Here is a 14959-nt window from a genome sequence, read left to right as displayed (position 1 = left end):
CAGCGCCTGCAGCTGCTGCGCCTGCAGTTCTTGCGCCTGGTCGGGGACCGTCTTGCCCTGATGTGGCGCACACGCGGCGCGGACGCGTGGACGGACGATTGGCGATGAGCTCGAAGGACGATCCGTTCGGCCCAGCGGGCAAGACCGTTATTCGCGCACCGCGCCGCGCCGAGAAATCAGCGCCGGCTCCTCACAGACCTGTTCCCGACGACGGGCAGCCCGGTCCCTCGCCGGTCAAGGATTCAACGGTATTCGATCCCGGTGTCGGTCAGCATGCACCGCCGGGCTGGGCCTCCGGAACCGTGATTTATCAGGCTGCGGACCCCGGCGCAGCGGCGGCAGCCGGCTCCTTTGCGGCGGCGCCGGGCATTCAGCAGGATATCCTCCTGCAAGCCACGGACGGCGTCAAATATTCCGCAGCCAATCCGATCCTCGCCGCGGCCGCTCCTTTGCTGATGCTGTTTGGCCAACTCAGGCTTATGCCTGTCGAAAGACAGGCGGAGCAACTGGCGGAACATGTCGCCGAGGCGATCGAAAAATTCGATCGGACAATGGAGAAAGCCGGTGTTCCCGAAGAAGATGCACGGATCGCAAAATTTGTTCTCTGCGAAACCGCTGACGACCTCATCGGCAACCTGCCTTGGCCCCAGACAGACACCTGGGCACAGCACAGCATGCTGTCACAGTTCTTCCACGTCGTGCCCACCGGCTCGGGTTTCTACCAAGCGCTGAACCAGATACTGGCCGCGCCGGAGGCACACTATGATTTGCTTGAACTGATGCATGCCTGCCTGTCGCTGGGGTTCGAAGGCCAGTATCGAGGCCTTGCGCGCGAGGACAACAATCTCGAACGCGTTCGACGCGACGTCTACGAGACGCTTCGTTATTTTAGGGCGCGCGCCGACGACGACATCTCGCCGCACTGGCAAAGCCTGGCGGTGTCCAGCCCAAAATCGTCGGCCCGGTTGCCGCTCTGGGTGATTGCGGCCGCAGCGTCTGCGCTGCTGACGGCGGCATTCTTCGCATTGCGGGTCTTCATCACCAATGAGGGCGATGCCCTTGCCGGCAGGCTGCTGGCGCTCGATCCGTCGACGCCGATCGCCATAGAACGCGCCACCGTGGCGCCGTCGGCTGCGCCGGTGAAGGTCGCTCCGCCTGTCGCCCCTACCCGCTCCCAGATCGATCGCATCCATGCCGCACTGGCCAAGACCATCGCGCGCGGCGGGCTGAGCGTCGGCACGCAGGGCAGGTTCATCATCGTGGAGATCAACAATGTCCTGCTGTTCCCGTCCGGCAGGGCGGAGATAAAACCGGAGTTTGCAGCAATCGCCGCGGACATTGCCGCCGCACTGGAACCGGAGCCCGGACCGATCATGATCGTCGGCCACACGGACAATGTGAAGCCGCGAAAATCGAGCCCGTTCAAATCCAACTTCGACCTTTCCATCGCCCGGGCGAAGGCCGTCGCAGGGATGATGGCGCCACGCTTCAGCAGACCTTCCCGGATCACCGTCGACGGCAAGGGTGAAGACGAGCCGATCGCCGACAATGCGACGCCGGAAGGCCGCGCCCAGAATCGCCGTGTCGACTTGATGATCCCCAAGGAGGAAACACTGTGAGCACGGCCATTTGGAAGCGCCGATGACGCGCTGGCTGCTGCGGATATTCAGTGCGATCGCGCTGGCCGGTTTCGCGGCAGCCGTCTGGTTTGCCGGACCATTGATCCGCTTTGCCGACACTCGTCCGCTGGCGCCCGTCTGGCTGCGCGTGACGATCATCGGCGTGATCGTTGCGATCGCGACGCTGTTCTATGGAGTGCGTTTCTGGCAAAAGCGAAAGGCGCAAAAGGCGCTCGAGACGATAGTCGCCCGCAATGACGACAGGGATGACGACTCGCAGGTGCTCGAGGCTCGTATGAATGAAGCCATCGCTGCGCTCAAGCGGTCGAGCGGCAAGCGCAATTTCCTCTACGAAGTTCCCTGGTACGTCGTCATCGGCCCGCCCGGTGCCGGCAAGACAACGGCGTTGGTCAATTCGGGTCTGAATTTTCCGCTTGCCGGTTCGGGGAACGCCCAGCCGGTGGCCGGCGTCGGCGGCACACGATCCTGCGACTGGTGGTTCACCGATCAGGCGGTGCTGATCGACACCGCCGGACGCTACACGACGCAGGATTCAAATGCGCAGAGCGACAAGAAGAGCTGGCTCGCCTTCTTGTCGCTGCTCAAGCGACACCGCACAAGGCAACCAATAAACGGGGTTATCCTGGCCATCAGCCTTGCCGATCTCATCAGCCTCGATGATCGGCAGCTTGACGTCCATGTCGTTGAAATACGCAGCCGTCTGCGCGAAATTCACGAAACACTGAAAATCCAGTTCCCGGTGTACCTGCTCTTCACCAAGGCCGACCTTGTCTCCGGATTCATGGATTATTTTGGCGGTTTCGACGAGCAGCGCCGCCGAAAAGTGTGGGGCGCGACATTCCAGACCGCCGATCGCAGCAAGAACATGGCCGGTGAGGCACCGGCCGAATTCGACGCATTGGCAAAGCGCCTGGCAGAGGAGATGGCCGACCGCCTGCAGGAAGAGGCCGATCCGGTCGCGCGCATAGCCATCTTTGGCTTTCCAGCTCAATTTGACGCGCTAAAAAGCCGTATTGCCAGTTTCGTCGCCAGCATATTCGATCCGGCCCGCAGCCAGGTGAATGTCAGCCTGCGTGGCCTCTATTTTTCGTCAGGCACCCAGGAGGGCACGCCGATCGACCAGGTGCTGGGCGCAATCGGCCGCAGTTTCGGCAGCGCTTCTCGCGCCCATCTTTCCGGCACCGGCAAAAGCTTCTTCTTGCATGATCTTCTGACCGGCGTCATTTTCGCGGAATCCGGCTGGGTTTCATACGACAAATCGGCTGAAAGGCGTGCAGCGATCGCCAGGTATGGCGGCCTTGGCGCAATAGCATTGATGGCTGCCGCGGCTCTGGGCACCCTGGCCCTGAGTTTTTCAGCCAACAGGTCGCTGATCGCTTCTACCACGCAAGCTGCAAGTCAGTATCGCGAGACGGCAGACCCGCTCCTCAAAAGCACGACGGTCGCCGACGTCGACCTTGAAAACGTCATCGGCCCGCTCGACCAATTGCGTGAACTGCCGGCCGGGTTCGACAGCAGTGACTTGCCGACCCCGATCCAGGAGACGTTCGGCTTCAGTCAGCGGGAAAGACTGCTTTCGGCATCAAAGACAGCTTACCGGCAGGCGCTGGAGCGCATGTTCCGCTGGCGCCTGCTGCTTCAGGCCGAACGGACGATCCAGGCTAGGATGGCTGATCCCACCGCGCTCTACGAACCGCTGAAGATCTACATGATGCTTGGCGGCAAGGCGCCCAGGGTCGACGACGAGTTGATCGTGTCCTGGATGCGGCAGGACTGGGAGCAGAACCGGTATCCGGGTGAAAACAACCGCGAGGGACGGACGCAACTCGAAAAGCATCTGCGAGCCATGCTTGCGCTGGACGACGCCTATGATCCGGTCTTCGAACTCAACCAGCCACTGGTCGAAGCCGCTCAACGCTCGCTCGGACGCATGAGCCTTGCCGATCGTGCCTCTGCCCTGGTGCAGTCGGCGGTATACGCCGCAGCGCTGGATGATTTTTCCGTCTCCGTCAAAGGCGGCCCGGAAGCGCAGCTGTTGTTCGAGCGTGTCGATGGCGGCGATCTGTCAGGCCTTCGCGTTCCCGGTATCTACACCTATAGCGGCTTCAACAACTTCTATCTCGGACAACTCTCGCGCATTGCGCAGATGCTTGTCGACGACCAGTGGGTTCTCGGCGGCGGTGGCGAGCAAGGTGGCATCGACCAGGAGTTGCCAAAACTCGGTCCCGAACTTGTCGAGCGCTATGGGCGGGAGTTCGCCGCGGCGTGGAACGGCGTTCTCGACAGACTGAAGTTCAAGGCAATGCTGAAGGACAAGCCGAACTATATCGCGCTCTCCGCCGCCGCGTCACCAAGCTCGCCAATCGACCAGCTTTTTACGGCGATAGCCGACGAAACAGCGCTGACGCGAGACGCTGGTTCCAACGAAGAGTCCGGCTCCGAGGCCGAAGCCGGCATGCGTCAAAACCAGCCGCAAGACGCTGCAGATATCGCCAGCGGATTGGCCCGCATCGGCATTCAAATCGCCGGCGGCAAATCGCAAAGCCGGGCCGGCACAGGGTCCGCTCGCGGGCAAAACCAGGATCCCGGGGCGAACATCGAAGCGCAATTCCGATCATTTCAGGCTTTGGTGAACGGTCCCGCTGGACGCCGCCCAATCGATGCGCTGACCCAGAATTTCCGCGACATCCATCAAAGCCTGCAATTGGCGGCCGATGTCCCTTCGCAAACGGAACGCGCCAACATGAATCTGCAGCTGCAGATATCCACCCTTCGCGCCAATGTCTCGCGGCTGCCCAAGCAACTCGCCCGAATGGTCACTGCGACCGCCGACGAGCTTGACGGCAACGTCGCAGAAACCTCGCTGACGAATTTGAACCAGATGCTCGACGAGAAGGTCACGCGCGCCTGCGAGGAGATGGTCGAGGGCCGTTATCCCTTCGCCAGCGATGGCCCCGAGGATATTGCGATGGCGGATTTCGCCAAACTGTTCGCTCCAGGCGGCCTGATGGACCGGTTCTTCGCACAGAATCTGGCATCGCTGATCGACATGACCGGCCAGGACTGGAACTGGAAGCAGGATGCGCGTTTCGGGCGCGACCTGTCGAAGTCGACCTTGAAAAACTTCCAGCTGGCGGCGGAAATCCGCAACGCCTTCTTTCCTTCAGGGGGTTCGGTGCCGTCGGTCAGTGTCACCTTTACGCCGTTTTCACTGCATGGTGATGCCGATACGGCGGTACTCGACGTCGATGGCCAGATCGTCCAAAGCAGCCAGGCGGGCAACGCGCCAAGCACCGTGACCTGGCCGAGCGGCATGGCTTCCGCGTCGGCGAGCCTGAGCCTCATTCCGGAAATGCCGGGCCGTGAGTCCGCGATCAAGTTCGACGGTCCGTGGGGACTGAAGCGCCTGCTGGACAGGGCCGATATCACCAGCACCGGCGGCAACACGCAAGCCCGCTTCGTAATCGGCGGACGCGATGTCGCCTATACGGTCCAGGCCAGTTCGGACCAAATCCCTCTCTTCCTTCCTGCGCTTTCCGGGTTCAGCTGTCCAAAGGCGTTTTGAGATGACCTTTGAATTTTCCAAATGCGGTGCGGCTGTCATCGGCAACAGATGGGCGGACGTTTATTTCGATACTCTAACGTTCGAGCCTGTGGCAAACTGGCGCGAGCGAGCGCCTGACAGTGCGCCGCAGAGGACGCTTGAGAAGCGCTTGGTGGCAAAGTGAACAATGTCGCCCTCCCCTTTGAAAGCTTCGGCGTCAGCCACAGAGGCTGTGTCCGCGAGCTCAACGAAGACAGCTATCTGGTCGAGCCGGAAACCGGCCTGTGGGTGGTGGCCGATGGAATGGGTGGACATGATGCCGGGGAAGTCGCTTCGGCCAGCATTGTCGATCATCTGGCAACGATCGGCATTGCAAGCTCTGCACCGGATCTGCGCGCGCGTTTCGAGGACCGGCTGAGCCGGGCCAACGCCGAAATTCGCAGGATATCGCAATCCCGCGGCGTAACCATCGGCTCCACTGTCGCCGCCCTGCTGGCGATGGACGGGCGGTTTGCCTGCCTGTGGGCAGGCGACAGTCGCGTCTACCTGATCCGCAACGGCTCGATCTCGCAGATTTCGAGAGACCATACCGAAGTCCAGGAACTTCTCGACAAGGGCATGATCAGCGCGGCCGAAGCGCTCGCCTGGCCGCGCCGCAACGTTATCACGCATGCGGTCGGCGTCAGCGACGAGATCGTCATTGATTTCCAGCAAGGCGAAATCATGCCGGGCGACATATTTGTGTTGAGCACCGACGGGCTGACAGCGCATGTCACAGATGCCGAGATCGAGGCGGCGGCGGTGTCGGCGACACCTCAGACGGCATGCGAAAACCTGCTGCAAATGGTGCTGGCGCGTGGGGGAACGGACAATGTCACGATCGTGCTCGTGAAGATCGGAGACGGGCGCAATGGGGCCTATCCCGGTCCTTCCAGAGCGGAAGGTCGAGGCTGATGAGCGCCGACGACAAGACGCGGATATCGCCTGACGTGGCCACCACAGCTGTCGGCACGCAACTCAGCGGCATCTATGAACTGGACGAGCGGATCGCATTCGGTGGCATGGGCGAAGTCTACCGTGGCCACAACATCCAGACCGGCGACCACGTCGCGATCAAGATTGTGTTGCCCGAGTTCGCCCGTGACCAGACGATCCTGTCGCTGTTTCGCAAGGAAGCGTCGATCCTCAATCACCTGTCGCACGACGCGGTCGTGCGATATCACGTCTTCACGATCGACCCCGGCATCGGTCGCCCCTACCTTGCCATGGAATTCGTCGACGGCCAATCGCTGTTCGATATCATGCGACGTGGCCCGATGCCGACGGAAGACGTGCGCAAGCTCTGCCATCGCCTGGCTTCCGGCTTGAGCGCCGTGCATCAGGCGGGAGCGATACACCGCGACCTCTCCCCCGATAACATCATCCTGCCGGGAGGCCGGGTCGATCGCGCAAAGATCATCGATTTTGGCATCGCGCGGTCGGCGACCGTCGGCGGAGAGACGCTAATCGGCGGAAAGTTCGCGGGGAAATACAACTACGTTTCTCCAGAGCAACTCGGGCTGTACGGCGGCGATGTCAGCGAGCAATCCGACATCTACAGCCTGGGCCTGGTGCTGGCTGCTGCTCTGCGCGGGAAACCGATCGACATGAGCGGCTCCCAGTTCGAGATCGTGGAAAAACGCCGAACCGTTCCGGACCTGTCCGACATCGACGCCGATTTTCGTGGAATTGTCGAGGCCATGCTGCAGCCGGATCCACAAGACCGGCCGATCAGCATGGCCGATATCGCCAGGGCGACACGTGACGACACGGACGAGGAGACAAGGCCGCCAACGTCGATCACACCGCGCGACCGGACGCCGCGAACGGGGGGAACCGCCGCGCCTGGCCCCAAGCTTCCCGGTCCCAGGCTTGCCGGTCCCAAGATGGAAAGTCAGCCTCCGGCGGCTGCCGGTGAGCAGCGCTTCGTCCCGCATGTCCGGCCCGCGCTTCTGTCCGAGCCAAGGCCTTCGCCAGTTGCCGGTCCTGCTCGCGCGGCGTTGCCAAAGGTCCCTGCAAAGTCCGCCAGGACCCGATCGATCGCGATCGCTGCCCTGGCGACATTGGCTGTCGCGTCGGGTGCAGGCGTTTATCTCAGCGGCGTGATGACGCCTTCCACGCCGACCGCCGGCGATACATCGTTCTTGTCGCCAAAAATATCAAAACCGGCCCCGACGGACAGCGCTGCAAATTCGCCGGGCGATGAGCCGGCAAAGGCAGTTCTACCCGATCAGTCACAAACAGAAGCCAGTGCACCGCCAGCCGAAAGTCAGGCAGGTGCCGCGGCGGATCAAAAGTTGGAGCCGGCACGGCCCGCCGAAGTCCTCTCACCATCCGAGGAAACCCCGGAGCGGTTGGCATCGGAAGAAAGCTCGGAGCCGGCGGCATCCGCGGAAACCTCGGAGCCGGCAGCAGCCGAAGCGCAGTTGCCAGCTGAAAATCGGGCAGATGCCGCGGCGGATCAAAGGCTGGAGCCGACGCGGCCCGCCGAAGTCCTCTCGCCAACCGAGGAAACCCAGGAGCAGGCGGCAGCCGATGACACCTCGGAGCCGGCGGTAGCCGAGGCGCCATCGCCGGCTGAAAATCGGGCGGATGCGGCGGCCGATCAAAAGTTGGAGCCGACACGGCCCGCCGAAGTCCTTTCGCCAGCCGAGGAACCCCCCGAGCCGGTTCCGCCGCGCATCCAGGTCGCGCCCATGCCGCCGGCCGACAAGGCTTCGCCCCCAGCGGTCCAGCCCGAAATGACGGAGAGCCGGAAGCCCGATCAGCCGGCCAGCCAGCCGGCACGACCCAAGGTGGCCGGGCGGGTGCCCGAACCCGCGGCAAGCCAGACAGACGATGCGAGCGCAAAACGGCAGCGGTACGAGCCGGCGCCAGGCAAACAGCCGGGCGAAGCCACTGTTGCCTTGAACGTGCCGAAACCGGACCTGGGTCTGCCGCCGAAAAATGCCCTCGACCACGCTGCGCAACGGGTCTCCTGGGTGCGGGACTTCAACGGCGGCGACTGTTTCTATGCGACGTTGACGTCGGCAACCGAGACCGCTGTCGCGATCGAAGGATTGGGCACGGAGGTCCAGCCGTTCGAACGAATGCTGTCCGACTTCCAGGCAAGATTCCGTGTCGAACCGGACATCAGTGTCCGCCTCATCGAGCCGGCTCAATGCGAAGTCACCAACTTTCTGCGCTTTCTGGACCAGATGCCGGCTGACAAGCCGCAGCTTGTTCTCGATCGAACGACGGTGCCGAGCGGCTCGCCGATCGGCGGCTCGCTGGTGACGCATGGCGGCCTCATTTCCAGCGTGCTGCTGATCGACCACAGGGGCATGGCATTCAGCCTCGACGATCGTATCCTGGCGCAAGCGGACAAGGCCACCTTCAACATTCCGATCGATCTCGGCGCAGCCGACAAGGCGGCCGGCAAGGTCGTGCCGCAGATCATAATGGTGATCACGGGTCCACAGGATATTCACGCTGCGGCGTTCTCCGCGCCGACACCAGCCGCGCTGCTGCTGCCCAAGATTCTCGACGAGATCGACGCCAACCGAGCTGAGTTCTCCGCAACGGCAAAGTACTTCCGGCTCGGCGGGTAGCATGGACGCCGATGGACCACCGCAGCTCGCGCTTTTCCTTCCTGACCGCTGTGCCGCCCAACAATCAGCGTGACCGGCTTCGCGGCCTGCTTGGCCTGAGAGGCGGTATCAGACTTGCGGTGATGTTGGGCGCGACATTGCTGGCTCTCCTGTCGTCCCACGAAGCGCGCGCCGAATTCACCGTCTGCAATCAGACGCTCGACGTCGTCAATCTCGCTGTCGGCCAAAAGGTCGACAATGCGGACCAGACCGATGGCTGGTGGACCATCGGCGCAAATCAGTGCGTGAACGTCATCCGCGAGGAACTCACCAACCGCTACATCTACATCTATGCGACGGACGTTTTTGGCCATGCGACCCTGACCGGGTCGACCGAAATGTGCATCGACCGGCGGCGTTTCTCGATACGCGGCATCGACGAATGCTGGCAGCGCGGCCATATCGCCGCACGATTTCTCGAAGTCGATACGCTTGAACAGGCGCGGTGGACCTTCTTTCTGACCGGAAGCAATCCGTGACGCACAGTATCGACACAAGCTTCAGGTTGAAAAAGCAGGCGCGCGCCGCCCTGCGCAGACGCAGGCTCTGGCGCAGGCTGCTGGCCGGTCTTGCTGTGGTTGTCCTGTTGTCGATCGCTGCCGGCTTCTATTTCACCGCGGATTATTGGTCGTTTGGCGACGAAGATGAGGAGTTGCACGCCGTCGAGGGAACCGACGATGTGCCGGCCGACGCATCTGTCTATGTGCCTGCCATCATCGATCTCGCAGGCGACCCGATGTGGATCACCCTTGCGCCCGACACCGGCGGCACAACAAAAAGCCAAGTGACCCCGCGCCCAGCAGAACTCGATCAGGCCGGCGTTTCTCCTCAGATCGAAATCCTGTCCGACGTGATGCTTAGCGCCAGCGAAAAGTTCATGACGACGATACCGTCGACGCAAGAAGATTTCGCATTCTTCCAGGCGCAGCGACAGACCGCGCCGGCGCCATCCAAAGAGCTGCAAAACGATGTTCAGCCACCGCCCGTTCCAAACGAGGCTCCGGTTGCTTCGGACCCGCAGGGGGATGATGCCGAAGCAGGTTGGGGCGAAACAATCGGTTCAGGCGAGGCAGCCCTTCCCGCGTTCCAGAAAACCCAGATCGAAAACAACACCAGCGTTGCAAACGTCGTCAGTGAACATCAGAGATACCAGGCTACCGAGGACATTTTCGTAAAGATTCTCAACGACCGCAGCCTGGACAGCGTTGCGCTCGATGCGAATTTCTCCGCCGAGGATGCCAGGCTGGCAGGCGAAGCCCTGAAGGCGCTTTTCAATCGGGAGAGCCTTGAGCTAGGTCATGTCGTCGCCATGCGCGGTTTCAGGCCGACGCGCGAGACGACAACCATGTCCCTCATGCAGGTTTCGATCTACGCCAAGAATGTATTTGTCGGCACGCTGACGCGCAATGCCGCTGGTGTGTTTGTGTCTGGTGTCGACCCTTGGGTGCGCGAAGACCTGTTCAACTACTCGGGTGCACAGGCGCAAGGCACGCACAAAAGGCAATACCGGCTGCTCGACGCGATCTATTCGACAGCAGCGCGCAACAAAGTTCCGACCGGCGTGATCGGAGAAGCGATCATGTATCTGTCGCGAGGACAGGATCTGGATGCCTTCGCCAGCGAAGACCAGCGTCTGGTCCTGATCTATTCGCAAAAGCCGCGTGGCAAGGAAGAGACGGCCGGACGGGTGCTGTATGTTGGCGTCCAGGGCAGCGAAAAAAGCCTTGACTGTTTCGTGTTCCAGCAGACCGACGGGCAGTTTGCATGCGTCAGCGGCGACGATCAGGTTCGCTCGCTGACAGTCGCCAACGGCATGGTCACCCCGGTCAACGGGGTCATGACCTCCACTTTCGGCCCACGCAAGCACCCAATCCTCGGAACCGTCCGTATCCACAAGGGCGTGGATTGGGCGGCGCCGCTGGGCACGCCAATAGCCGCCGCCTTCGACGGCGAAATCGTCTTTCAGGGCGATGGAAGCGGGTACGGCAATCTGGTGAAGATTTCGCACGGGGACGGCAGCGAGACGCGCTATGCGCATATGCAGAAGTTCGCGGACAAGGCCGGTGTCGGCGCGAAGGTGAAGGCAGGCGATATCATTGGCTATATCGGCACCACCGGTCTTTCGACCGGGCCGCACCTGCATTTCGAACTCTATCGCAATGGGCAGGCGATCGATCCGCTGGGCACGGTCACGGCAATCGCGACGGATGCTTCCGCTGTCGAAACGCTGACCGAGCGTATCGTTCAAGTCGAAAGTGGCGGCAAAGCCCGCGCCAAGAACCCACTTTCTTCGGCGACCGGCGCCGGTCAGTTCATAACCAAGACGTGGATCCGGATGATGAACACCTACCGCCCGGAACTGGCGCGGACACTGTCAACCGCCGACCTGCTCGCTCTGCGTTTTGACGCCACCATCTCGCGCGAGATGGTCAGCAATCTGGCGCGCGAAGGCGAAGCCTATCTTCGGGCACGCGGCCACCAGATCACAGCCGGCCGACTTTATCTCTGTCATTTCCTGGGGATGGAAGGCGCCCATCAAGTGTTGTCGTCGCCGGGCTCGGCGCAATTGAGCGCCGTGCTCGGATCGGCCGTCATTCAAGCCAACCCGTTTCTCACCGGCAAGTCCGCCAGCTATGTCGTGAGCTGGGCCGAAAGGAAAATGGGGCGGAAGCTGAGCCCGGCGATGGTTGAGGTGAGCCAACAGACAACGACAACCACGGAAGTCCGGCAGACATCGCCCGAGTTCGAAAAATACAAGCAGGCGATCACGGCTCTCATAAGCTCGATGCATAATACCCTTTGAACCTGCTTCTCGAGGCGTGCGAGTTTGCCGTTAGTCCATTGGTGTTCCTGCTGCCAACTTTTTTCGCGCCTTTGTGAACCAAAACTGTGGTCGAGATCACATACGCCCAGGAGCCATTTTGGCATGCGCAGAGATCGATAGTGCGCCCTGGCGGGGCGGAGGGCTGGACCATGAAAGCATTTGCCATCTTTCTGAGCGGGTTTGTCCTGTTTGTCACCACATCGCTTGGAGCCGAGGCTGCCGCGCCTGATGCCAAACGCGTGGCACTGGTCATCGGCAACAGTAAATATGCCCATGCCGTTGCCTTGCCCAATCCCGCCAACGATGCGCACCTCATCGCATCCACGCTACGCAATGCCGGCTTCCAGGTGATCGAGGGGCTCGATCAAGACAATGCAGGCATGCACAGCCTCATCAGTCGGTTTACCGAGCAATCCTACGATGCCGAGCTCGCCGTCATTTTCTATGCCGGCCACGGCATGCAGGTCGACGGCAAGAATTTCTTGATTCCGGTAGACGGCGAACTGACATCGCCCGCTCATCTCAAGACCCGCACCGTTCAGATCGACGACTTCATGGCGGCGTTACCAGCCGAGCCGGCGATCGGCGTCATCATCCTCGATGCCTGCCGCGACAATCCATTGGCAAGGACGCTGGCCGCCTGGATGCCGAAGAGCCGTTCCGCCTCGTTTGGCTCCGGACTGGCACCGATTGAAGCAAAATCGGACGGCGTTGGAACCGGCGGAATCTTGATTGCGTATGCAACCGACCCCGGCGCCATCGCTTTCGACGGCAACGGCGTAAACAGTCCCTACTCCGCGGCGCTCGCCAGGCACCTGACTGAACCCGGCGTTGAAATCCAGAGCGCGCTGACGCGTGTGCGCGGCCAGGTGACCGAAACGACACAAGGTCGCCAAAGACCTTGGCACAACGCATCACTGGGACGCGAGGTCTTCCTGGGACAGTTCAAAGCGGAAGCGGCGCCTGCCACAAAACCGATCGCTGGTGCGTCCGGCGCGATGAGGGCTGCTGCCCCGGTGACCAACGAGCCTCCTTCCTGGGAGGTTGAGCAGCGTCTGTGGGACGAAGCTTCCAAGCGCAGTTCCATTCCGTTCTACGAAGCCTATCTTGAACAGTTTCCGAGCGGCCGCTTCGCCACGGTGGCACGGCTGAACATCGACCAGTTGAACGAACCGAGGGCCGAAGATCGGCAGGTTGCGGCAGTCGAAGAGGACGAGGCCAACGCAATTTCCGGCTCAGCCGTTCGCACCTCGGTTGGAGTTTCGGACGAGGTGAAGCAGGCCCTGGGCACCGAGTTGACGGAAAGCGCGATCGGTCTCGATCGCCAGGGCCGTATCGATCTGCAGTTGCGCATCGAAGCCTTGGGCAACGAGCTTGGCCGTATCGACGGAAACATAGGCCCAAAGACCCGCCAGGCGATCGGCATCTGGCAAGCGAAGAACGGCCTGCCGCAGACGACCTTTTTGACACGCGAGCAACTGACGTTCCTGGTGATCCAGACGGATCCAATGATGGAATCGGTGCGCGCCAGATACGCTGCCGATCTGGCTCGAGCACAGCCGAAAAAACAGGTGCAGCAGGCCCGCACAAAAAAGCCGGTGGCACAGAAGGCCCGCACACAAAAGCCGGTGGTGGCACGGAAGCCCCGTAGGCAGCAGGTCGTGGTTCGACGGGATGTTCCGCCGCCGGACAACAACGACTTCCTGACCAAGGCGCTGATTTTCGGCACCGGTGTGGCCGTGGGTGGCGTGCTCAACTACAACTGACGAGCCGGTTTCAGGCGTGTCGACGTGGTCCGTGCCTCGGTGGTCGGAGCCGCCCTACTCAGTCCTTATCCGCATTTCCACCCGGCGGTTTACCGGATCGAATGGATTGGGGTTGCGCGGGTTGGCTTCGCCCAGGCCTGTCGCTTTGATGCGGGCAGGATCGACGCCGTTGGAGGTGAGGAAGGTTGTTACGGATCTGGCTCTGCGTTCCGAAAGTCCCTCGTTGTAGTCAGCCGAGCCGGATGCATCAGTATGACCCTCGACAACGAAGTTCAAAGTGCTCAGTCGGCTGTCCTTCAACGCCTTGGCGAACTCGTCCAGTTCAGCACGCGCAGTCGCATCGAGTTCCGCAGAATCAAGGCCGAAATTGATCAGCATGTCGAGGCTGGTTTTTTCGGCCGGCGCTGCTTTGGTCTTGCTGTTGCACTCTTCTTCGGTGCCGACGCAAATTCCACGCGGCGGGCCGAGCTCGCTCGCCGCGTCAAAAAACTTCACGATGTCTTCTGATTTCTGAAGCGGATCAGCAAAAGCGTGGGTCGAAAAAAACGCGACCGTAAACACGAAGGCTAAACTGCCCAACCGCATAACGGATACTCCTGTCTTGAGCATCGATTTCATCGACTGCGGACAATACCAAATTCCGAAGCGGTTGTCTGTCAATAAACGTCAAGCATACGAGTGGTGGAGGGCAGTTGCATCTTGCCAGGGACTGGAGGCTTGACCCGCCCCGTCCAGGGCTTCAGTGTCGATTGTTCCCTGGGGAAAGCGTGGCGCCATGGCCAATGAGCTTCGATTCAAAACGGCACGGGACCTTTTCATGGCCTGCCCCGCTGTTTCCAGGGACATGGTGGCACTTCCGACCGAACAGCCTTCAATCGAATTTTGCCGCGCCCTGCTGGCCGGGCGGGTGCCCGAGGAGGCGATTACGTTCTGTGCCTATCTGCTTCCCGAGCGGGCTGCGGTGTGGTGGGCACATGAATGCCTGAGCCACCTCACCGTTCTGCTCGACAGCAGGGATCAGGAATTGCTCGCGGTTGTTCGTGACTGGGTCAGCGAACCGGAGAGCCCTCACCATCGCCCAGAAGTGAGCGAGGCTGCGGCAATGCCGCCAACAACGCCGGCCGCCTGGATTGCCCTGGCTGCAGGACGGCATGGCAACGGTTCAGCTATGGCGGCGCCAGCGCTATCGGCCTTGCCGCCAGCCGCCCGCGCCGTGAGTGCGGGGGTTCTGGCCGGACTGGCACGTGTTGCACTGGAGGACCGCTTTTCAGTTCTTTCTGCGTTTGTCGAAATGGGCATCCAGATGGCAGAGACAGAGGCGCTGCGCCAATCAGCGGATGCAAATTAGACCGTAGCCAAATCCGCCAGCGGGATACGTTCAAATCGAACGAGAATCCGGCTATATCTATTTGATTTAGCGGCGGGATTTCTGCGACGCCAAGTGAACCACTTGGCTGCAGAATGCTCTAGTTGTTTGGGCTTACTATCCTCCCCAGCCTCCTCCTCCTCCGCCGCTC

Annotated in this window: 9 protein-coding genes; 8 read left to right on the top strand and 1 reads right to left on the bottom strand. The window is 61.4% G+C overall.

All coding sequences use genetic code 11. The features are described from left to right. Positions 1-104: 104 nt before the first annotated feature. The 7 genes from tssL (at position 105) to AC0L16_RS21910 (ending at position 13442) form a co-directional block, all read left to right on the top strand. Positions 105-1619, top strand: coding sequence for a type VI secretion system protein TssL, long form (gene tssL / locus AC0L16_RS21940; RefSeq protein ID WP_473623216.1), 1515 nt, complete (start codon positions 105-107; stop codon positions 1617-1619). 22 nt (positions 1620-1641) lie between these two features. After that, positions 1642-5205 carry a type VI secretion system membrane subunit TssM gene (tssM, locus tag AC0L16_RS21935; protein WP_473623215.1) on the top strand — a complete coding sequence of 1188 codons (3564 nt, stop codon included), beginning with the start codon at positions 1642-1644 and terminating at the stop codon, positions 5203-5205. A gap of 159 nt (positions 5206-5364) precedes the next feature. Next, the gene (locus AC0L16_RS21930) at positions 5365-6138 is read left to right on the top strand and encodes a PP2C family protein-serine/threonine phosphatase (RefSeq protein ID WP_473623214.1); all 774 of its coding nucleotides are present in this window, start codon (positions 5365-5367) and stop codon (positions 6136-6138) included. Then, complete coding sequence (locus AC0L16_RS21925) at positions 6138-8813, top strand: serine/threonine-protein kinase (protein ID WP_473623212.1); 2676 nt, start codon at positions 6138-6140, stop codon at positions 8811-8813. Before AC0L16_RS21930 ends, AC0L16_RS21925 begins: the two co-directional genes overlap by 1 nt. Before the next feature lie 11 nt (positions 8814-8824). Further along, entirely contained in the window at positions 8825-9331 is a 507-nt protein-coding gene (locus tag AC0L16_RS21920) for a DUF1036 domain-containing protein (protein WP_473623210.1), read from the top strand. Beyond that, entirely contained in the window at positions 9328-11655 is a 2328-nt protein-coding gene (locus AC0L16_RS21915; protein ID WP_473623208.1) for a M23 family metallopeptidase, read from the top strand. The genes AC0L16_RS21920 and AC0L16_RS21915 overlap by 4 nt, the downstream gene beginning before the upstream one ends. A gap of 170 nt (positions 11656-11825) precedes the next feature. After that, the gene (locus tag AC0L16_RS21910; RefSeq protein ID WP_473623207.1) at positions 11826-13442 is read left to right on the top strand and encodes a caspase family protein; all 1617 of its coding nucleotides are present in this window, start codon (positions 11826-11828) and stop codon (positions 13440-13442) included. 54 nt (positions 13443-13496) lie between these two features. Here the strand turns inward: AC0L16_RS21910 and AC0L16_RS21905 are convergent, their stop codons facing one another. Next, the gene (locus tag AC0L16_RS21905; RefSeq protein WP_473623206.1) at positions 13497-14027 is read right to left on the bottom strand and encodes an OmpA family protein; all 531 of its coding nucleotides are present in this window, start codon (positions 14025-14027) and stop codon (positions 13497-13499) included. Between the two features lie 190 nt (positions 14028-14217). On the opposite strand from AC0L16_RS21905, the gene AC0L16_RS21900 reads away from it, so the two are divergent. Further along, positions 14218-14790 carry a DUF6931 family protein gene (locus AC0L16_RS21900; RefSeq protein WP_473623205.1) on the top strand — a complete coding sequence of 191 codons (573 nt, stop codon included), beginning with the start codon at positions 14218-14220 and terminating at the stop codon, positions 14788-14790. The last annotated feature ends 169 nt before the right edge of the window (positions 14791-14959 follow it).

It is taken from the genome of Mesorhizobium sp. WSM4848, from assembly GCF_055811375.1.
This window is presented reverse-complemented; position numbering and strand designations above follow the sequence as displayed.